This window comes from Pseudomonas sp. MWU13-2105, from assembly GCF_023242315.1.
Lineage (GTDB): Bacteria > Pseudomonadota > Gammaproteobacteria > Pseudomonadales > Pseudomonadaceae > Aquipseudomonas.
On the sequence record NZ_JALLIY010000002.1, the window covers coordinates 193,868 to 212,990 of the forward strand.

The window sequence follows — 19,123 nt, forward strand, 5'->3', positions numbered from 1 at the left end:
CGGTCAATTTTCGCAGTGCATCACTGCACGAGTTATGTGAGTCGGAGGTTTTTTCGTATGACCACTTCTTTGCAACCTGTCTACGCGCTGGTCCCGGGTGCGAACCTGGAAGCCTACGTGAACACGGTGAACAGCATTCCATTGCTGACGCCGGAGCAGGAGCGTGAACTGGCCGAGAGTCTCTACTATGAGCAGGATTTGGGGGCGGCTCGGCAGATGGTGCTCGCCCACCTGCGGTTTGTCGTCCATATCGCCCGTAGCTATTCCGGCTACGGCCTGGCCCAGGCTGACCTGATCCAGGAAGGCAACGTCGGCCTGATGAAGGCCGTGAAGCGCTTCAACCCGGAAATGGGTGTGCGCCTGGTGTCGTTCGCCGTGCACTGGATCAAGGCGGAAATCCACGAGTTCATCCTGCGCAACTGGCGCATTGTCAAAGTGGCCACCACCAAGGCCCAGCGCAAGCTGTTCTTCAATCTGCGCAGCCAGAAAAAGCGTCTGGCCTGGCTGAACAACGAGGAAGTCCACCGCGTGGCCGAAAGCCTCGGCGTGGAACCCCGTGAAGTGCGCGAGATGGAAAGCCGGCTGACCGGCCAGGACATGGCCTTCGACCCGGCGGCGGAAGCCGACGACGACAGTGCCTTCCAGTCTCCGGCCAACTACCTGGAAGACCACCGGTATGACCCGGCGCGTCAACTGGAGGATGCCGACTGGAGCGAAAACTCCAACAGCAACCTGCATGAAGCCCTGGAAGTGCTCGACGAGCGCAGCCGCGACATTCTCTACCAGCGTTGGTTGGCGGAAGAGAAGGCCACGCTGCACGACCTGGCGCAGAAGTACAACGTTTCCGCCGAGCGGATTCGCCAGTTGGAAAAGAGTGCGATGAACAAGCTGAAGCTGTCGATTGCCGCGTAAGCGCTGAAGCAATGAAAAACGCCCCGATCCGATCGGGGCGTTTTTGTTTGAGGTGGTGACAGGCTGCTAGTCATGTTGGGTTATTGCGGGCCTCTTCGCGGGCAAGCTCCGCTCCCACAGTGGACCGAGTTGTACGCCAATTTTGTATGCGCCACAAAACTTGTGGGAGCGGAGCTTGTCAGATCGCCGCACCGCCGCGAAGACGGCAGCACAGGCTCCGCAGCGATAACTTTTATAACGCCCAGGGCGCCTTGCGCGAGTTGTTCAACCCCACCAGATACTCATCGCCACCCAACTGGCTCATCTGCTGGCGAATCCAGCCGGCCCGGCGCGCCACATAGGTGCTTGGATGACTGGCGCTCCACTCCCGCGGATTGGGCAGAACCGCCGCCAGCAAGCTGGCCTGCTGGCGCGACAAGCCCGCCGCGCTCACGCCGAAGTGATGCCGCGCCGCCGCCTCCGCGCCGAACACGCCGTCGTCCCACTCGACGCTGTTCAGGTACACCTCGAGAATCCGCTGCTTGGGCCAGGTCAGCTCGATCAGCGCGGTAAACCAGGCCTCCAGCCCCTTACGCAAATAACTGCGGCCGGACCACAGGAACAGGTTCTTCGATACCTGCTGGCTCAAGGTGCTGGCGCCGCGAATCGATCCGCCACGCTCGTTATGCTCGAAGGCGGCCTGGATCGCATCGAAGTCGAAACCCCAGTGCTCGGGGAATTTCTGGTCCTCACCGGCCATCACCGCGACTTTCAGCTCGTCGGAGATCTGCTCCCACGGACGCCAGCTGCGTTGCAGGTCAATGGGCTCGCCGTCGGTCCAGGACTCGATCTTGCGTTCGACCATCAACGCGGTACCGGGCGGCGGCACCCAACGAAACAGCAGCACCAGCAACACACTGCCGATGGCGAACCATTTCAGGGCGGTGACAAGGCGGCGGAAAAGGAATTGCAACATAGAGATGGCTTGGCCGGGGCGTGGGAGCGGGCCATTATACAGACCCTGTGCCCCCTGAATGGAGTTCGTCATGTTGCGTGGTTTTCTGCTGCTGGCCGCCTTTTTCGGTTTTACCGGCGTCGCCCTCGGTGCCTTTGCCGCCCACGGCCTGAAAGACCGCCTGAGCGCGGAGTACCTGGCGATTTTCCACACCGGCGTGACCTATCAGCTGGTGCATGCCCTGGCACTGTTCGGCGTCGCCTTGCTGGCAACCCATGTTCCGGGGCGTTTGGTCACCTGGGCCGGGGCTGCGTTCGCCATCGGGATTATCCTGTTCTCTGGCAGCCTGTACCTGTTGACCCTGAGCGGTATCGGCAAATTGGGCATCATCACCCCGTTCGGTGGCCTGGGCTTCCTGATCGGCTGGTTCTGCCTCGGTCTGGCCGCCTGGCGCCTGCAGGCGGCTTGAGCTGACCGCCAGGTCGACGAATGGCTTGGGTCGCCCGGACTGATCGGGCTAGAATGCTGACCCCTAAAAATGATGGCAGCCCGGCGCATGCGCATTCAATTGAACGGTGAACCCTTTGAACTGCCCGATGGCGAGACCGTCGCGGCGCTGCTGACCCGGCTCGACCTGGTCGGGCGGCGGGTGGCGGTGGAGCTGAACCTGGATATCGTTCCGCGCAGCCAGCATGCCGATACCGCCCTGCGTGAAGGCGATCAGGTCGAAGTGGTACACGCTATCGGCGGCGGTTAATCGCCCCTGCGGTCCCATGCCCTGATCCACCCTGCAAGCCCTCAACCTTTCAAGAGGATTTCCGAATGAGCACTGTTCGCAGCGACAAGCCCTTCGTGCTGGCCGGCCGTACCTATCAGTCCCGTCTGCTGGTGGGTACCGGTAAATACCGCGATATGGAAGAAACCCGCCTGGCCATCGAGGCCTCGGGCGCCGAGATCGTTACCGTGGCGGTGCGCCGGACCAATCTCGGGCAGAACCCGGGCGAGCCGAACCTGCTGGATATCCTGCCGCCGGATCGCTATACCATCCTGCCGAACACCGCCGGTTGCTACGACGCCATCGAAGCCGTGCGCACCTGCCGCCTGGCCCGTGAGCTGCTGGACGGTCACAACCTGGTGAAGCTGGAAGTCCTGGCCGACCAGAAAACCCTGTTCCCCAACGTGATCGAAACCCTCAAGGCCGCCGAAGTGCTGGTCAAGGAAGGTTTCGACGTGATGGTCTACACCAGCGATGACCCGATCATCGCCCGGCAACTGGCGGAAATCGGCTGCATCGCGGTCATGCCGCTGGCCGGTCTGATCGGTACCGGGCTGGGGATCTGCAACCCGTACAACCTGCAGATCATCCTTGAAGAAGCCAAGATCCCGGTGCTGGTGGATGCCGGTGTCGGTACCGCCTCCGACGCCACCATCGCCATGGAACTGGGGTGTGAAGCGGTGCTGATGAACTCGGCCATCGCCCACGCCCAGCAGCCGATCCTGATGGCCGAAGCCATGAAACACGCCATCGTTGCCGGCCGCCTGGCTTACCTGGCCGGGCGCATGCCGAAAAAACTCTATGCCAGCGCCTCCTCGCCGCTGGATGGTCTGATCAAGTAAGAGCCTTTGATGACTGAATCGAACGACACGCCGCTCCAGCCGGAAGCCGGTGACGAGCGCCAACACCGCCGTATCAAGAGTTTCGTGATGCGCGCCGGGCGCATGACCGAAGGCCAGCAGAAGGGCCTGGAGCAGGGCACGCCGCTGTTCGTCCTGCCGCTGGCCGATGCGCCGGTGGATTTCGACCAGGTGTTTGGCCGTTCGGCGCCACGCTCGCTGGAAATCGGCTTCGGCATGGGCCACTCCCTGCTGGAAATGGCGGCGGCGGCGCCGGAGCAGGACTTTATCGGTGTCGAAGTGCATCGTCCGGGTGTTGGCGCGCTGCTCAATGGCGTGCTGACCCAGGGGTTGAAAAACCTGCGGGTCTACGACTGCGACGCCATTGAAGTGCTCAACCGCTGCGTGGCGGACAACAGCCTGGATCGGCTGATGCTGTTTTTCCCGGATCCGTGGCACAAGAGCCGGCACCACAAGCGCCGTATCGTCCAGGCGTCGTTTGCCGAGCTGGTGCGCAGCAAGCTGAAGGTCGGCGGGATCCTGCACATGGCCACCGATTGGGAGCCGTATGCCGAGTACATGCTGGAAGTGATGAACGTTGCCCCGGGTTATCGCAACCTGGCCGAAGACGGCAGATGCGTGCCGCGTCCGGCCGAGCGTCCGATCACCAAGTTCGAACGCCGTGGCGAGCGGCTGGGGCATGGGGTCTGGGACCTGAAGTTCGAGAAGCTGGCCTGAGGCGCTGAGGCGCTGAGGCGCTGAGGCGCGTCGGACGCCGCGCAACCCCTGTGGAGCCGGCTTGCCGGCTATGGGGCCCTCAAGGCCGCCAAGAGCTTCGCGGGCAAGCTCCGCTCCCACAGGATTCCTGTTGTGCCATAGATGAGTGGTCGAATACAGAACTTGTGGGGGCGGAGCTTGTGGATCGCCGCACCGCCGCGAAGAATCCCCCAAGACTACTAAAAGCTTTGCTGGCAATCGAGCTACAGGTTTCGGCGTTTTCCAATCAGCGCCGATCCGCCACCACCCCGATCAACACCAGCACCACCAACAACACCGGCGCCAGGCTGTAGTTGTTGAACTGGCTCAAGCCGCGCACCACCCAGGGCGTGGCGTAGATCAAGGCCGCGCCGCTGCCGATCATGCACAGCAGGGCCAGCAGCGGTACGCGCAAGGCGCCAGCAATGCTGCCCAGGCGCTGATCGATCCAACCCTTGATGTCCGCGCCAAACAGCACCAGCAGGCAGCCCACCAGCGCCAGGGCGATTTCCGACAGGTTGCTGCGGCTCCAACGCGATACCGTGGCGAGCAGGTCGAGTACCAGGTCCATGGGGTTTCCTTAGGTCAAAAAGTATTGCAGCAGGTCGTTGAGAAACAGCTGCCCGCGATCGGTGGCCGCCAGGCGTGACGGTTCGACCTGCAACAGGCCGCTTTGTTCGGCCTCGGCGCGTGCTTCGTTCAAGCTGTCGAGACTAAGCCCGGTACGTTGCGCAAACAAGACGGCGTCAACGCCCGCGGTCAGGCGCAGGGCATTCATCAGGAACTCGAACGGCAGTTCTTCGTTGGCCAGGGCCTTTTCCCCGGCCTGGAAGGCCTTGGCCGGGTTCAGGTAGTCCTTCGGCAGGCGGGTTTTCCAGGTCCGTACGATGCGCCCGTCCGGGTGGCTGAGCTTGCCATGGGCGCCGGCGCCGATACCGATGAAATCGCCGAAGCTCCAGTAATTGAGGTTGTGCCGCGCCGCCCGCCCGGGCTGGGCGTAGGCCGAGACTTCGTACTGGGCGTAGCCGTGCTCGGCCAGCAGGGCCTGGCCGGCTTCCTGGATATCCCACAGGGTGTCGTCTTCCGGCAGCGTCGGCGGCTGGTTCCAGAACACCGTGTTTGGCTCCAGCGTGAGCTGATACCAGGACAGATGCGTGGGCCGCAGGGCAATGGCCTGGCGCAGGTCGCCCAGGGCATCCTCCAGGGACTGGTCCGGTAAGCCGTGCATCAGGTCCAGGTTGAAGTTGTCGAAGCCGGCCTGGCGCGCCATGTCCGCCGCCCGCACCGCTTCGCCGCCGCTATGGATGCGGCCGAGGGCCTTGAGCTTGTCTTCCTGGAAGCTCTGGATGCCGATGGACAGCCGATTGATCCCCGACTGCCGATAGGCGATGAATTTTTCCTGCTCGAAGGTCCCGGGGTTGGCTTCCAGGGTGATCTCGATATCACCGGCAAAGCGGATGCGTGCTTCGACGCCCCTGAGCAGGCGCCCCAGCGCCTGGGCGCTGAACAGGCTGGGGGTGCCGCCACCGAAGAAGATCGAACTCAACTCCCGGCCGTACACCGCGTGCAGGTCCTGGTCGAGGTCGGCCAGCAGCGCGTCGACGTACTCCTCTTCCGGCAGCACCGGGCTGGCGGCGTGGGAGTTGAAGTCGCAATACGGGCATTTGCGCACGCACCAGGGGATATGGATGTACAGCGCCAGGGGCGGCAGGTCTGGCATGGTCGCCCGCGGTGTTGGCGCGTTGCCGTGGATCAGCGGCAGCGCGGAGTCGGGCTGGGTCATTGCAGGCCCAGGCGCTGGCGCAACAGCGCCATGGCGCGGGCGCGGTGGCTGAGCTGGTTCTTCTCCACCGGACCCAGTTCGGCGCTCGAGCAGTCGCGTTCCGGTACCCAGAACAGCGGATCGTAGCCGAAGCCGTGCTCGCCACTGGCGGCAGTGAGGATGCGCCCGTGCCACAGGCCTTCGCAGAGGATCGGCAAGGGGTCGTCGGCATGCCGTACCAGGGCCAGCACGCAGACGAACTGCGCGCCGCGCTCGGCGCTGGGGACGTCCTTCAGGGCCTCGAGCAGCTTGGCGTTGTTCGCCGCGTCGCCCTGGCCGTCGGCATAACGGGCCGAATAGATGCCCGGCGCGCCGCCGAGAAAGTCCACCGCCAGCCCGGAGTCGTCGGCCAGCGCCGGCAGGCCGGAAATACGCGAGGCATTGCGGGCTTTCAGGATGGCGTTTTCGACGAATGACAAACCGGTTTCTTCCGGTTCGACGCTGCTGAACTCACCGATCGAGCGCAGTTGCACCGAGCCGCCGAGCATGGCCTGGAGTTCTTTGAGTTTGCCGGCATTGTGGCTGGCCAGTACCAGTTGGCTGAAATTCATCATTCGCCTGGGAAAAGTTCCTGATTGAAGCTGAAGGTGTGGGTATCGCCACCGGTGGTGACGCTAATGTCGAAGGTGCGGTTTTCCTGCTGTGGGACCGGATATTGCGCGAGGTAATAGACGGCGCCCTGCTCAGTGATTTGCTTGAACACCAGCTTGAAATTCTGGCCGGTCAGGTCCTTCACATTGCCGCTGACCTGAGCGACCAGCGGTTTGCCGGCCTTGGCCACCGAGATGTTGATCACGCCCTGGTTCTTGCTGCGTACCAACTCCGCACGCTGGGCAGCGTCCGGTTGAATATAGGTGGAATTGAAGGTGTTGTAGTGCACGGTGATATCACCGAACACTTCCTGGCGCTCGCCCTTGATGGCGTCGGCGGCCATGGCCGTGACGCCGAAACAGACCGCCACTAGAAACACAATGGAACGTAGCATGATCATTCTCCTCGAAACCGTGTGGTTTACACCGCGAGCTGATGATCGGCGAGGCCCGGACTGCTGACGCGATAAATGCCGATCTCCCCTAACAGATTAGGCCATAGCTTACTGGCCCACCCATGGCGGTGCTGTTGATCCACGGCAAGCCGGTTGATGACCTTGGCCGAGCGTTCGCGACACAGCGCCTCGAAGTCTTCGAAGGTGCAAAAGTGGATGTTCGGCGTGTTGTACCAGGTGTACGGGAGGAACTCCGAGACCGGCATCCGGCCCTTGCTTGCCAGGTACCAACGACAGCGCCAGTGCCCGAAATTGGGGAAGGTGATGATGCACTGGCGGCCGACCCGGAGCATTTCGTCGAGGATCTTGTCCGGGTAGTGCACGGCTTGCAGGGCCTGGGTCATGACCACGATATCGAAGCTGTTGCTGGCGAAGTTGCCGAGGCCCTTGTCCAGGTCCTGCTCGATGACGTTGATGCCCTTGGCCACGCAGGTGGCGATATTGTCCGGATCGTTTTCCAGGCCGTAGCCGCTGACCTGCTTGTGGTCGCGCAGCCAGGTCAGCAGTTCGCCGTCGCCGCAGCCGAGGTCGAGCACGCGGCTGCCGGCGGGGATCCAGTCTTGGATGATTTCCAGGTCGGCTCTCATGGCGTCCTCACAGCGAAATTCGGTTCATGTAGTTGCCGAACGCCTGCAAGTAACGCGGGATCGGAATCAGGAAAGCGTCGTGGCCCTGTGGGGCGTCGATTTCCAGGTAGCAGACGTCCTTGCGCGCGGCCATCAGCGCATCGACGATTTCCCGCGAGCGGGCCGGCGAGAAGCGCCAGTCGGTGGTGAAGGACATCACGCAGAAGCGCGCGCTGGCGCCGGCGAAGGTTTTCGCCAGGTCATCGCCGAAGTTGGCCGCCGGGTCGAAGTAGTCCAGGGCCTTGGTCATCAGCAGGTAGGTATTGGCGTCGAAACGTCCGGAAAACTCCTCGCCCTGGTAACGCAGGTAGCTCTCGACCTGGAATTCCACGCTGTGGAAGTCGTAGTTGAGCTTTTCGCTCTTGAGGCCACGGCCGAATTTTTCGCCCATGGAGTCATCGGACAGGTAGGTGATGTGCCCGACCATGCGCGCCAGCATCAGGCCGCGCTTGGGAATCACGCCGTGTTCCTGGAAGGAGCCGCCGTGGAACTCCGGATCGGTGAGGATCGCCTGGCGTGCCACTTCGTTGAAGGCGATGTTCTGCGCCGACAGCTTGGGGGCCGAGGCAATGGCGACGCAATGGCGCACGCGATCGGGGTAAGTGATGCTCCATTGCATGGCCTGCATGCCGCCGAGGCTGCCGCCGATCACCGCGGCCCATTGGCCGATACCGAGGCGGTCGGCGAGGTGGGCCTGGCTGTGGACCCAGTCTTCCACGGTCAGTACCGGGAAATCGGCGCCGAACGGTTTGCCGGTCTCGGGGTTGAGGCTGCTCGGGCCGGTGGAGCCGTTGCAGCCGCCGAGGTTGTTCAGGCTGACGACGAAGAACTTGTTGGTGTCGATGGGCTTGCCGGGGCCGATGCAGCTGTCCCACCAGCCGGGCTTGCGCTCATCCGGGCTATGGAAACCGGCGGCGTGGTGATGGCCGGAAAGGGCATGGCAGATCAGCACGGCGTTGCTCGCCGCGGGATTGAGGGTGCCGTAGGTTTCGTAGATCAGGTCGTAGGCCGGCAGGGAACGGCCACAGGCCAGGGCCAGGGGCTCGCTGAAGTGTGCCGTTTGCGGCACGACCAGCCCGACGGAATCGTGGGGAAAGACAGTGGACATCGACCCTGCTCACGCTTGAATGAGGCGTAAGTCTAATGAGCGGGGGGAGCAGCGGCAAGCTCCGCTCCCATGATAGGCGCTGTGCCTGCAACAGGTCCTGCTTGCGCTGCAAGCACCGCCCCCACGCTGATCAGATCAAGCGGAACAGCACTTCCGGCATGCCGCTCATGACCGCCAGCGGTGGAATCACATAGCTCTGGATCAACTGGATCACCAGGAACGCCAGGATCGGCGAGATATCCAGGCCGCCGAGGTTCGGCACGATCTTGCGGAACGGCGCCAGGGCCGGCTCGCTGATCTGGAATACCAGCTCGGCCGCCGGGCTATGGCTGCCGGGGGCGACCCAGGAGAGGATCACGCTGATGATCATGGCGAAGAAGAACACCTTGAGGAACAGCGAGGTGATGCCGATGACCGCCCAGATCGCCAGGTAGGCGATATTCCCGGTGACGCCGTAGCTGAGCAGCAGGATCACCGCCATCAGCAGCATCTGCACGATAATCGCCAGCACCAGCGAGGACATGTCCAGGCCGAACATGCTTGGAATGATCCGGCGCAGCGGCTTGAGCAGCGGCTGGGTGGCCTTGACGGTGAACTGGCAGAGCGGGTTGTAGAAGTTGGCCCGGACCAGTTGCAGGATGAACCGCAGCAAAATCACCAACAGATAAAGGCTGCCCAGGGTTTGAATGACAAAAATGGCAGCGCTATTGAATGCAAACATTAAGTGTTCCCTCGTGGGTTACTGACCGAGTTGCTCGGCCATTTCGGCCGAACGATGGGCGGCGGCGCCGAGCGCCTTTTCTACCAGGGCTTCGAAGCCGCCGGCCTGGAAAGTCTTGATCGCGGCTTCCGTGGTGCCGGCGGGCGAGGTTACGCGTCGGCGCAGCTCGGCGGCCTCGACATCACTGGCGACGGCCATATGGGCGGCGCCCAGGGCAGTCTGCAGGGTCAGTTGGCTGGCGATGTCGCGCGGCAGGCCGAGCTTTTCGCCGGCGGCGGTCATGGCTTCGATCAGCAGGAAGAAATACGCCGGGCCGCTGCCGGACACCGCGGTGACCGCGTCCAGTTGCCGTTCTTCGTCCAGCCAGAAGGCGCTGCCCACCGCCGACAGCAGGGTCTGCGCCTGTTGGCGCTGTTCGGCGGAGACCTGCGCGGTGGCGAACAGGCCGCTGACGCCCTGGCGCAGCAGCGCCGGGGTGTTCGGCATGCAGCGCACGATCGGTTGCTCGCCGAGCCAGCGGTTCATGCTGGCACAGGTGATCCCGGCGGCAATCGACACCACCAGCTGATTGGCTTTCAGGCTGGGGCGCAAGGCTTCGCACACGGCTTTCATGGCCTGCGGCTTGACCGCCAGGACCACCACGTCAGCCCCGAGGATCGCCTCGGCATTGTCGGCGAACACTTCGATACCGTGTTCGGCCGAGACCCGCGCACGGGTCTCGGCACCTGGATCGCTGGCGCGAATCAGCGCGGCGTCCAGACCCTCGGCCCGCAGGCCGCCGATCAGGCTGGCCGCCATGTTGCCGGCGCCGATGAAAGTGATTCGATTCTTGCTCATGCTCATGACGGATCCTTGAAACGAGTGTGTGAGGCCATTTCAGGCCTGGCCATAATCGCGGGCGCCAAACAGCGCGGTACCGATCCGCACCCAGGTGGCGCCTTGGGCAATGGCCGACTCGAGATCGTGGCTCATGCCCATGGAAAGTGTGTCGAGCGGCAGGTTGAGGCTGTCTTGCAAGGTCCGCACGGTGGCGAACGCGGCGTCTTGTTCGGCACGCTCTTCGGTGGGTTCGGGGATCGCCATCAGCCCGCGCAGCTTCAGGTTCGGCAAGGCGCTGATCGCCGCCGCCAGGGCCGGCAGGTCGGCCGGGGCGCAGCCGGACTTGCTGGCCTCGCCGCTGACATTGACCTGGATGCAGATATTCAGCGGCGCCAGGTTGGCCGGGCGCTGTTCGGACAGGCGTTGCGCGATTTTCAGGCGATCCACGGAGTGCACCCAGTCGAAATGCTCGGCGATGGCGCGAGTCTTGTTCGATTGAATGGGGCCGATAAAGTGCCAGCACAAGGGCAGGTCGGTCAATTCACCCTGTTTGCCCAGGGCTTCCTGCAGGTAGTTCTCGCCAAAGTCCCGTAGGCCCGCGGCATAGGCTTCACGCACGGCGGCGGCCGGCTTGGTCTTGCTCACGGCGAGCAAGCCGATACTGGCGCTGTCGCGGCCGGTGGCTTGTGCGGCGGCGGCGATGCGGGCTGCAACGGCGCTGATGTTGTCTGCTATCGTGGTCATTCAAATTCGCCAGCAGGTCAAAAGTCTGCGGCATTCTACCTGTATTGGGGAGTCTCATGGATATCACCGAGCTGCTGGCCTTTAGCGCCAAACAGGGCGCGTCGGACTTGCACCTCTCGGCGGGCCTGCCGCCGATGATCCGGGTCGACGGCGATGTACGGCGGATCAACCTGCCGGCGCTGGATCACAAACAGGTCCACGACCTGATCTACGACATCATGAACGACCGCCAGCGCAAGGACTACGAAGAGTTCCTGGAAACCGACTTCTCCTTCGAAGTGCCGGGCGTGGCACGGTTCCGGGTCAACGCCTTCAACCACAACCGGGGCTCGGGCGCGGTATTCCGCACCATTCCTTCGAAAGTCCTGACCATGAGCGACCTGGGCATGGGCGAGGTGTTCCGCAAGATCACCGAGGTGCCGCGCGGGCTGGTGCTGGTCACCGGACCGACCGGTTCGGGCAAGTCCACCACCCTGGCGGCGATGGTCGACCACCTGAACAACAACAAGCATCACCATATCCTGACCATCGAGGACCCGATCGAGTTCGTCCACGAATCGAAGAAGTGCCTGGTCAACCAGCGCGAAGTGCACCGCGACACCCAGAGTTTCGCCGCGGCCCTGCGTTCGGCCCTGCGTGAGGACCCGGACGTGATCCTGGTGGGTGAGATGCGCGACCTGGAAACCATCCGCCTGGCCCTGACCGCCGCGGAAACCGGTCACCTGGTGTTCGGCACGCTGCACACCACCTCGGCGGCCAAGACCATCGACCGGGTGGTCGACGTGTTTCCGGCGCAGGAGAAGTCGATGGTCCGCTCGATGCTTTCCGAATCCTTGCAGGCGGTGATTTCCCAGAGCCTGCTGAAGAAGGTCGGCGGCGGGCGGATTGCCGCCCACGAGATCATGCTCGGTACCCCGGCGATCCGTAACCTGATCCGCGAGGACAAGGTGGCGCAGATGTATTCCTCGATCCAGACCGGCGGTTCGCTGGGCATGCAGACCCTGGACATGTGCCTCAAGGACCTGCTGAGCAAGGGCCTGATCACCCGTGACAACGCCCGGGAGAAGGCGAAGATTCCGGACAACTTCTGACGTAAGCCCCACGAGCTTCTACGCTGTCAGACAAGTGTGTGCCTGATTCGACGCGGAGAAGCTCATGGAGTTCGAGAAACTGCTGCGCCTGATGGTCGAGAAGGGCGGTTCCGACCTGTTTATCACCCCTGGCCTGCCGCCTTCTCTGAAGGTCAATGGCCAGATTCAGCCGGTGAGTCGCACGCCGTTGACCCAGGAGCAGACTCGCGACGCAGTGTTCGGGCTGATGACCGAGCGCCAGAAGCTGGACTTCACCCATCTGCACGAATGCAATTTCGCCATCCATCCCAAGGATATCGGCCGCTTCCGGGTCAGCGCCTTTTACCAGCGCAGCCAACCGGGCATGGTGTTGCGGCGCATCGAGACGCGGATTCCCGATCTGGCCGAACTGAAACTGCCACCGATCATCGAGCAACTGTCGCTGCTCAAGCGCGGCCTGGTGATGCTCGTCGGGGCGACCGGGACCGGCAAGTCGACCACCCTGGCGGCGATGATCGGCCACCGTAACTTGCGGGGTAGCGGTCATATCGTCACGGTCGAGGACCCCATCGAGTTCGTCCACGAACACCAGAACTGCATCATTACCCAGCGTGAAGTGGGGATCGACACCGACTCCTATGAGGTGGCGCTGAAAAACACCCTGCGCCAGGCCCCGGACCTGATCATGATCGGCGAAGTACGCACCCGGGAAACCATGGGCCACGCCCTGGCTTTCGCGGAAACCGGGCACCTGTGCCTGGCGACCCTGCACGCGCCGAATGCCGACCAGGCGCTGGAGCGGATCATCAACTTCTTTCCCGTGGACCGTCATCCGCAGATCTGGATGGAGCTGTCACTCAACCTGCGGGCGATTGTCGCCCAGCAACTGATACCGAGTCGCGATGGCAAGGGCCGGCGCGTGGTGGTGGAGGTGTTGCTGAATACGCCGCTGATGGCCGATCTGATTCGCAAGGGCGAGATCAAGGCACTCAAACCGTTGATGAAACGCTCGACCGAACAGGGTATGCAGACCTTGGACCAGGCGTTGTATGCGCTATATCAGGAGGGCGCGATCAGTTACCGCGATGCCTTGGCGTACGCCGACTCGGCCAATGACTTGCGGCTGATGATCAAGCTGGAGAAGGGCGCGGGTGGCGACGGGGCGGATAGCTTGAGCCTGGGGCCGGCCTAGGAGTCTTGTGGTGGCTGTTCTGCCGTATTCGCGGGCAAGCTCCGCTCCCACACTAGATTCGGCTCGTGCCTGAGTCTTGTGTACGGCTGAAAACCTGTGGGAGCCGGGTGGATCCAAACTCTGAGATTGACTCGGTCATTGTGGGAGCGGAGCTTGCCCGCGAAGAGACCCACGAGAGCGCCTGAAGCTTCACAGGCGCACCACCAATCCGATCAGCGCTGCACAACCCGCATATGGTTCTGCTCTTTCGGGATCACTCGCTTGGCAATCACGTAGTGGCTATCCCAGTACGGCTTCTTCAGTGTGTCGATGCTCACCGACTTGCCGCGTCGCGGCGCATGGATAAACCGGTCGTTGCCCAGGTAGATGGCCACGTGGTTGACCTTGCGGCTCTTGAGGGTGAAGAACAGCAGGTCGCCAGGTTTGAGATCCTTGCGCGCGACTTTCTGCCCGTGGCCGGCGGCCATGGCATTGGAAGTCCGCGGCAGGTCACTGGCGGCTACGCCATTGAAGGCATACTTGACCAGGCCGCTGCAGTCGAAGCCCTTGCTCGGGCTGCTGCCGCCCCAGCGATAGGGCGTCCCCAACACGTTCACCGCACGGCTGAGCACGGCGCTGCTCTGCTTGGCGTTCGGTGCGGCCGGATTGATGGCGGCCACGGTATTATGATGGGCTTTGCCATGGCTGCCGTGTTTGCCCGGGCGCTTGACCACAGGCGCGCTCAGATCGGTAGCATGGGCAACGGAAACCGGTGATTTGGCAGTGTGACCGTTGACGGAAGGAAGACGTTGCTCACGGTTGGTGGCGTGGGCGGCCAGTGGCATTAATAGGCAGATGGTTAGCCATGTCTTGAAAAATGGACGCATTAGGCAAGGCTCTAAATGGGTGATCGCGCAACTTTATAACAGCTTTTTGGTCACTTCTGGGCCCGTTTGTCGAATCAATACAGGGGGTTGAAGTGGCCCGCAGCTGCGCAAACCGACCCATGGGTCACGTGAAAGTCAGGCCCCACAAGGCTTTCAGCGATTTCTGGTAAGGGTTTGTTACATGTTTTGAGACAGTAAAAAAGTCACACGAAATTACGAAATATTTATCTATCGGGCTCGGAGACGGCGTTGATGAACACCTATCGGCAGGACGGCACACCCGCGAATACCCACAACGTTTTACTCGGGTATTTGCTGTGGATTTTTGGTTTTACCGGTTCACACCGCTTCTATTACGGCAAGCCGATTACCGGGACGATCTGGTTTTTTACCTTCGGGGTATTCGGGATCGGTTGGCTGATCGACCTGTTCCTGATTCCGAGCATGGACCGCGAGGCGGACCTGCGTTTCACTGCGGGTCCGCTGGACTACAACGTCGCCTGGTTGCTGCTGACGTTCCTGGGGCTGCTCGGTGTGCACCGGATGTACATGGGCAAGTGGCTGACCGGGCTGCTTTACCTGGTGACGGGCGGGTTGCTGGGGTTGGGCGTGCTGTATGACTTCTGGACGCTGAATGACCAGGTGTCGCTGAGGAACAGCGGGCGGGGCTGAATCAGAAAGTTTGAAGTCGAGCGCGGTCCTGTGGCGAGCGGGCTTGCCCGCGCTGGGGCGCGAAGCGGCCCTGAAACCAGAAACCTCGGTACATCAGGTTGACCGAGGTGATCGGTTTTACGACTGCTTCGCAGCCGAACGCGGGCAAGCCCGCTCGCCACAGTTATAGCCATCCCACAATTACAGGTGGGGATCAGGCCTGGTGCGTGATCCGCCCATCCATCAGCGTATAACGCACGCTTCCCGGCAATGCATGGCCGAGGAACGGGCAGTTCTCGCCCTTGGACAACCAGTGTTCACCGGCCACGGTCGAGGTGCTCGGATCGAACAGCACCAGGTCCGCCGCCGCGCCCACCGCCAGCTTGCCCGCCGGCAGGCGCAAGGCCTCGGCGGGACCGGCACTGAGGCGCTGGAGCAGGGTCGGCAGGTCCAGCAGGCCATCTTCCACCAGGGTCAGGGCCAGCGGCAGCAACAGCTCGACGCTGCTGATGCCCGGTTCAGTCTCGCCGAACGGCGCCAGCTTGGCATCGCGCTCATGGGGCTGGTGATGGCTGGAGATGGCGCTCACCACCCCGGACTTCACCGCCGCGCGCAAACCGTCGCGGTCGACGCGGGTGCGCAGCGGCGGTTGCACGTGATAGAGGCTGGAGAAGTCGATCAGCGCTTCATCGGTCAGGATCAACTGGTACAAGGCCACATCGGCGGTCACCGGCAAGCCGCGGGCCTGGGCCTGGGCGATCAGGGCCACGCCACGGGCGCTGGTCAGCTGGCTGAAGTGCGCGCGCACGCCGCTCTGTTCCACCAGCAACAGGTCCCGGGCCAGGGCCACGGTCTCGGCGGTTTCCGGAATCCCCGGCAAACCGAGGAAGCTCGCGGTAGGGCCTTCATGGGCCAGGCCGCCGTAGGCCAGGTCATGGTCCTGGGAGTGGAAAATCACCGTCAGGTCGAAAGTCGCCGCATATTCCAGCGCCCGGCACAGGGTGCGGGTGTTGCGGAAGCTCTCCAGGCCATTGCCGAAGGCCACGCAGCCGGCGTCGCGCAAGGCCACCAGCTCAGCCAGTTGCTCGCCTTCCAGGGCCTTGCTCAGGGCGCCGATGGGGAACACCTTGGTGTAGCCGGCTTCGCGGGCGCGGTCGAGGATCAGTTCGGCCACCGCCGAGGTGTCCAGCACCGGTTTGGTCTTGGGCGGGCAGCACAGGCTGGTGACGCCGCCGGCCGCCGCCGCGCGGGTTTCGCTGGCGATACTGCCTTTGCGGCTGTAGCCCGGCTCGCGCAGGGACACGTTCAGGTCGACCAGCCCGGGAGCGGCCACCAGCCCTTTGGCGTCGATCACTTCAACGGCGGCGAAACCCGCCGGGGCGTCGCCGATGGCAAGCAGTTTGCCGGCGTCCAGGTGCAGGTCGGTCACTTGATCGAGGCCGCTGCTCGGATCGATGACGCGGGCGCCGAGTATGCTGAGTTTCACTGGGCGTTCTCCTGGTCGAGTTGGCGCTGGGCGGTCTGCCCGCTCATGGCCATGGACAGCACGGCCATGCGTACGGCGATGCCGTAGGTAACTTGGTTGAGGATCACCGAATGCGCACCGTCGGCCACCGCCGATTCGATCTCCACGCCACGGTTGATCGGTCCCGGGTGCATGACAATGGCATCCGGCTTGGCCCCGGCCAGGCGCGCGGTGGTCAGGCCGAACAGGCGGTAGAACTCGCCTTCGCTGGGCAGCAGGCCGCCGGTCATGCGTTCACGCTGCAGGCGCAGCATGATCACCACGTCGACGTCCTTCAGGCCTGCGGCCAGGTCGGTGTAGACCTTCACCCCGTATTGCTCGATGCCGATCGGCAGCAGGGTCTTCGGCGCGATCACACGAATATCCGGGCAACCCAGGGTCTTGAGCGCGAGCATGTTCGACCGGGCCACCCGCGAGTGCAGGATGTCGCCGACGATGGCCACCGAGAGGTTTTCGAAACCGCCCTTGTGCCGACGGATGGTCAGCATGTCGAGCATGCCCTGGGTCGGGTGCGCGTGGCGGCCGTCGCCGCCGTTGATGATCGCCACCTGCGGGCAGACGTGTTCGGCGATGAAATGCGCGGCGCCGGAGTCGCCGTGGCGCACGACGAACATGTCGGCGGCCATGGCCTCGAGGTTGCGCAGGGTGTCGAGCAGGGTTTCGCCCTTGCTCGCCGAGGAAGTGGACACGTTCAGGGTGATCACGTCCGCCGACAGCCGCTGGGCGGCCATTTCAAAGGTGGTGCGGGTGCGGGTCGAGTTCTCGAAGAACACGTTGCATACGGTCTTGCCGCGCAGCAGCGGGACTTTCTTCACTGCCCGGGCGCCGACTTCGAGGAAGGAGTCGGCGGTGTCGAGGATTTCGGTCAACAGCTCGCGGCGCAGGCCATCGAGCGAGAGGAAATGGCGCAGCTGGCCCTGATCATTGAGCTGCAGCGGGCGCTTGGCGTCTAGAGGCGTCATCGCAAAGGACTCTTAAAGGGCGAGGTCTTGAAGTTCGAGTTGGAGCGGCGCGGGGCCGGACAATTTTACCCGTTCCGTGGGAGCCAGCGACAGTGTTGCACCGACCACATCGGGGCGGATCGGCAATTCGGCGGCATCGAGGTCGAGCAGGCTGACCAGCGTCACGCTGGCCGGACGGCCGTAGTCGAAGAGTTCATTGAGGGCGGCGCGGATGGTCCGGCCGCTCATCAGTACGTCGTCGATCAGCACCAGGTGCTGGCCTTCGATCTCGAACGGCAACTCGGACGGGCGCACTTGCGGGTGCAGGCCGTTCTGGCTGAAGTCGTCGCGGTAGAAGGACACATCCAGGGTGCCCAGGGGCGCCGGGCTGCCGAGGGCCTTGAGCAGCGCCTGGGCGACCCACACGCCGCCGGTACGGATGCCGATGAAACGCGGCTCGGCAATGCCGCGCTTGCTCAGGTGGGCGTTGAGATCGACGGCCATCTGGCTGATCAGGTCGGCGGGATTGGGCAGGCTCATGGTTGCTCCTTCAAGGGCCCTTGCGGGGAATCAAGGCGAGGGTGAAAGGTTCGGGCGCCGCCGCGGTTCAGGATTCGGCGGGCGTCGGGTGTTCTTCGATCCAGCTTTGCAGCAGCAGCTTGGCGGCGATGGCATCCACCGGGTTGTCGCGATAGGTGCCTTTCTGGCCGCCCCGGGCCATGCGTTCACCCTTGGCTTCGAAAGTGGTCAGGCGTTCGTCCTGGGTGAAGAACGGCAGGTTGTAGCGACCGTTGAGCCGGCGGGCGAATTTCTCCGCCCGGGCGCACATGTCGCTGGGGCTGCCGTCCATGTTCAGCGGCAGGCCGACCACCACGGCGTCGGGTTGCCACTCCTTGATCAGGGCTTCGACCTGGTTCCAGTCGGGAATGCCGTTCTGTGCCTTCAGGGTGCACAGTTCGCGGGCTTGCCCGGTGATCATCTGGCCGACGGCGACGCCGATCTGTTTGGTGCCGTAGTCGAAACCCAGCAGCAGGCGGATGGCGGCCATCAGGCGTGGCCCGCCTGGCTGGTGAGCAGGCTGAGATTGATGCCCAGGTGCGCGGCGGCGGCGGCCAGGCGTGCGTCGCTATCGGTTTCGAAGAGGATGTCCGCGGAGAACGGGCAGGTCAGCCAGGCGTTGTCGGCCAGTTCCGCTTCCAGTTGCCCGGCTTCCCAGCCGGCATAGCCCAGGGCGATCAGGCTGCGCGGCGGGCCGTCGCCGTCGGCAATGGCGAACAGCACGTCCTGGGAGGTGGATAGTGCCAGGCCTTCCAGTTCGACGGTGGCCTGGTAGGTCTTGCCGATGGGGTGCAGGACAAAACCGCGGTCAGTCTGTACCGGGCCGCCGGTATAGATCGGCACATGCTGGCAGAGGGCCGGCGGCTCGATGTCCGGGCGCAGCTGTTCAAGGATATCGGCCAGGCTCAGTGATTGCGGGCGGTTGATCACCAGCCCCATGGCACCGTTCGCGCTGTGCTCGACTATATAAGTGACGGTCTGCGCGAAATTCGGGTCGGCCATATGCGGCATGGCGATCAGGAAGTGATGCTTGAGGTACGTCGGGGTGAGGTTTTTCATGAGCCCTAGTGTGGCCGTGGGCGGGCGACCTGACAAGCGGATCGAGTGCTTGATGCGGCACGCTTGCACTTCGGGCGCGGAACCTGTGGGAGCGGAGCTTGTCGGATCGCCGCACCGCCGCGAAGCTTTTAGCGATCTCAAGGGCGCCTTCGCGGGCAAG

At 63.4% G+C, this 19,123-nt stretch carries 24 protein-coding genes; 8 read left to right on the top strand and 16 right to left on the bottom strand.

Features of this window, described 5'->3' with window-relative positions:
• Positions 1 to 57 precede the first annotated feature (57 nt).
• The gene (gene rpoH / locus M5B96_RS03600; RefSeq protein WP_100944601.1) at positions 58 to 912 is read left to right on the top strand and encodes an RNA polymerase sigma factor RpoH; all 855 of its coding nucleotides are present in this window, start codon (positions 58 to 60) and stop codon (positions 910 to 912) included.
• 232 nt (positions 913 to 1,144) lie between these two features.
• Here the strand turns inward: rpoH and mtgA are convergent, their stop codons facing one another.
• Entirely contained in the window at positions 1,145 to 1,867 is a 723-nt protein-coding gene (gene mtgA, locus M5B96_RS03605) for a monofunctional biosynthetic peptidoglycan transglycosylase (protein ID WP_248795115.1), read from the bottom strand.
• Positions 1,868 to 1,937: 70 nt separating this feature from the next.
• Here mtgA and M5B96_RS03610 point away from each other — a divergent pair, with 70 nt between their 5' ends.
• From M5B96_RS03610 to trmB, 4 genes are all read left to right on the top strand, one after another.
• Positions 1,938 to 2,315, top strand: coding sequence for a DUF423 domain-containing protein (locus M5B96_RS03610; protein WP_248795116.1), 378 nt, complete (start codon positions 1,938 to 1,940; stop codon positions 2,313 to 2,315).
• Between the two features lie 87 nt (positions 2,316 to 2,402).
• Positions 2,403 to 2,603, top strand: a complete 201-nt coding sequence (gene thiS, locus M5B96_RS03615; RefSeq protein WP_248795117.1) for a sulfur carrier protein ThiS — start codon at positions 2,403 to 2,405, stop codon at positions 2,601 to 2,603.
• Between the two features lie 65 nt (positions 2,604 to 2,668).
• Positions 2,669 to 3,463 carry a thiazole synthase gene (locus M5B96_RS03620; RefSeq protein WP_100944605.1) on the top strand — a complete coding sequence of 265 codons (795 nt, stop codon included), beginning with the start codon at positions 2,669 to 2,671 and terminating at the stop codon, positions 3,461 to 3,463.
• Positions 3,464 to 3,472: 9 nt separating this feature from the next.
• Positions 3,473 to 4,198, top strand: a complete 726-nt coding sequence (trmB, locus tag M5B96_RS03625) for a tRNA (guanosine(46)-N7)-methyltransferase TrmB (RefSeq protein ID WP_248795118.1) — start codon at positions 3,473 to 3,475, stop codon at positions 4,196 to 4,198.
• A gap of 265 nt (positions 4,199 to 4,463) precedes the next feature.
• Here trmB and M5B96_RS03630 read toward each other — a convergent pair whose 3' ends face one another.
• From M5B96_RS03630 to M5B96_RS03670, 9 genes are all read right to left on the bottom strand, one after another.
• On the bottom strand, positions 4,464 to 4,787 hold the full coding sequence (locus M5B96_RS03630) for a DUF3392 domain-containing protein (RefSeq protein WP_060781995.1): 324 nt from the start codon (positions 4,785 to 4,787) through the stop codon (positions 4,464 to 4,466).
• Between the two features lie 9 nt (positions 4,788 to 4,796).
• A complete protein-coding gene (gene hemW / locus M5B96_RS03635) occupies positions 4,797 to 5,999 on the bottom strand; it encodes a radical SAM family heme chaperone HemW (protein ID WP_412548578.1) in 1,203 nt (400 codons plus the stop codon).
• Positions 5,996 to 6,592 carry an RdgB/HAM1 family non-canonical purine NTP pyrophosphatase gene (gene rdgB / locus M5B96_RS03640; RefSeq protein ID WP_248795119.1) on the bottom strand — a complete coding sequence of 199 codons (597 nt, stop codon included), beginning with the start codon at positions 6,590 to 6,592 and terminating at the stop codon, positions 5,996 to 5,998. The genes hemW and rdgB overlap by 4 nt, the downstream gene beginning before the upstream one ends.
• A complete protein-coding gene (locus M5B96_RS03645) occupies positions 6,589 to 7,023 on the bottom strand; it encodes a DUF4426 domain-containing protein (RefSeq protein WP_248795120.1) in 435 nt (144 codons plus the stop codon). The genes rdgB and M5B96_RS03645 overlap by 4 nt, the downstream gene beginning before the upstream one ends.
• Positions 7,024 to 7,049: 26 nt before the next feature.
• Positions 7,050 to 7,670 (bottom strand): methionine biosynthesis protein MetW, encoded by a 621-nt coding sequence (gene metW, locus M5B96_RS03650; protein ID WP_248795121.1) that lies wholly within the window; start codon positions 7,668 to 7,670, stop codon positions 7,050 to 7,052.
• A 7-nt stretch (positions 7,671 to 7,677) separates the two neighbouring features.
• Complete coding sequence (metX, locus tag M5B96_RS03655) at positions 7,678 to 8,817, bottom strand: homoserine O-succinyltransferase MetX (RefSeq protein ID WP_248795122.1); 1,140 nt, start codon at positions 8,815 to 8,817, stop codon at positions 7,678 to 7,680.
• Between the two features lie 130 nt (positions 8,818 to 8,947).
• Positions 8,948 to 9,538 (bottom strand): YggT family protein, encoded by a 591-nt coding sequence (locus M5B96_RS03660; RefSeq protein ID WP_248795123.1) that lies wholly within the window; start codon positions 9,536 to 9,538, stop codon positions 8,948 to 8,950.
• Between the two features lie 18 nt (positions 9,539 to 9,556).
• The gene (gene proC, locus M5B96_RS03665) at positions 9,557 to 10,375 is read right to left on the bottom strand and encodes a pyrroline-5-carboxylate reductase (protein ID WP_248795124.1); all 819 of its coding nucleotides are present in this window, start codon (positions 10,373 to 10,375) and stop codon (positions 9,557 to 9,559) included.
• Positions 10,376 to 10,414: 39 nt separating this feature from the next.
• A complete protein-coding gene (locus tag M5B96_RS03670; RefSeq protein ID WP_248795125.1) occupies positions 10,415 to 11,101 on the bottom strand; it encodes a YggS family pyridoxal phosphate-dependent enzyme in 687 nt (228 codons plus the stop codon).
• A gap of 56 nt (positions 11,102 to 11,157) precedes the next feature.
• On the opposite strand from M5B96_RS03670, the gene M5B96_RS03675 reads away from it, so the two are divergent.
• Both M5B96_RS03675 and M5B96_RS03680 read left to right on the top strand, forming a co-directional pair.
• Complete coding sequence (locus M5B96_RS03675) at positions 11,158 to 12,192, top strand: type IV pilus twitching motility protein PilT (RefSeq protein WP_248795126.1); 1,035 nt, start codon at positions 11,158 to 11,160, stop codon at positions 12,190 to 12,192.
• A 64-nt stretch (positions 12,193 to 12,256) separates the two neighbouring features.
• Entirely contained in the window at positions 12,257 to 13,363 is a 1,107-nt protein-coding gene (locus M5B96_RS03680) for a PilT/PilU family type 4a pilus ATPase (RefSeq protein ID WP_248795127.1), read from the top strand.
• Between the two features lie 212 nt (positions 13,364 to 13,575).
• Here M5B96_RS03680 and M5B96_RS03685 read toward each other — a convergent pair whose 3' ends face one another.
• Entirely contained in the window at positions 13,576 to 14,229 is a 654-nt protein-coding gene (locus tag M5B96_RS03685; RefSeq protein WP_248795128.1) for a C40 family peptidase, read from the bottom strand.
• A 252-nt stretch (positions 14,230 to 14,481) separates the two neighbouring features.
• Between M5B96_RS03685 and M5B96_RS03690 the strand changes: the two genes are divergently transcribed.
• Entirely contained in the window at positions 14,482 to 14,901 is a 420-nt protein-coding gene (locus M5B96_RS03690) for a TM2 domain-containing protein (protein ID WP_248795129.1), read from the top strand.
• A 193-nt stretch (positions 14,902 to 15,094) separates the two neighbouring features.
• On the opposite strand, the gene M5B96_RS03695 is transcribed toward M5B96_RS03690, so the two are convergent.
• The 5 genes from M5B96_RS03695 to M5B96_RS03715 all read right to left on the bottom strand — a co-directional run bounded on the left by M5B96_RS03695 (position 15,095) and on the right by M5B96_RS03715 (position 18,963).
• Positions 15,095 to 16,366, bottom strand: a complete 1,272-nt coding sequence (locus M5B96_RS03695) for a dihydroorotase (protein WP_248795130.1) — start codon at positions 16,364 to 16,366, stop codon at positions 15,095 to 15,097.
• A complete protein-coding gene (locus M5B96_RS03700) occupies positions 16,363 to 17,367 on the bottom strand; it encodes an aspartate carbamoyltransferase catalytic subunit (protein ID WP_248795131.1) in 1,005 nt (334 codons plus the stop codon). Before M5B96_RS03700 ends, M5B96_RS03695 begins: the two co-directional genes overlap by 4 nt.
• Positions 17,368 to 17,379: 12 nt before the next feature.
• A complete protein-coding gene (gene pyrR, locus M5B96_RS03705) occupies positions 17,380 to 17,886 on the bottom strand; it encodes a bifunctional pyr operon transcriptional regulator/uracil phosphoribosyltransferase PyrR (RefSeq protein ID WP_248795132.1) in 507 nt (168 codons plus the stop codon).
• A gap of 67 nt (positions 17,887 to 17,953) precedes the next feature.
• Positions 17,954 to 18,394, bottom strand: a complete 441-nt coding sequence (ruvX, locus tag M5B96_RS03710; protein ID WP_191489452.1) for a Holliday junction resolvase RuvX — start codon at positions 18,392 to 18,394, stop codon at positions 17,954 to 17,956.
• The gene (locus tag M5B96_RS03715; protein ID WP_248795133.1) at positions 18,394 to 18,963 is read right to left on the bottom strand and encodes a YqgE/AlgH family protein; all 570 of its coding nucleotides are present in this window, start codon (positions 18,961 to 18,963) and stop codon (positions 18,394 to 18,396) included. Before M5B96_RS03715 ends, ruvX begins: the two co-directional genes overlap by 1 nt.
• Between the last annotated feature and the right edge of the window lie 160 nt (positions 18,964 to 19,123).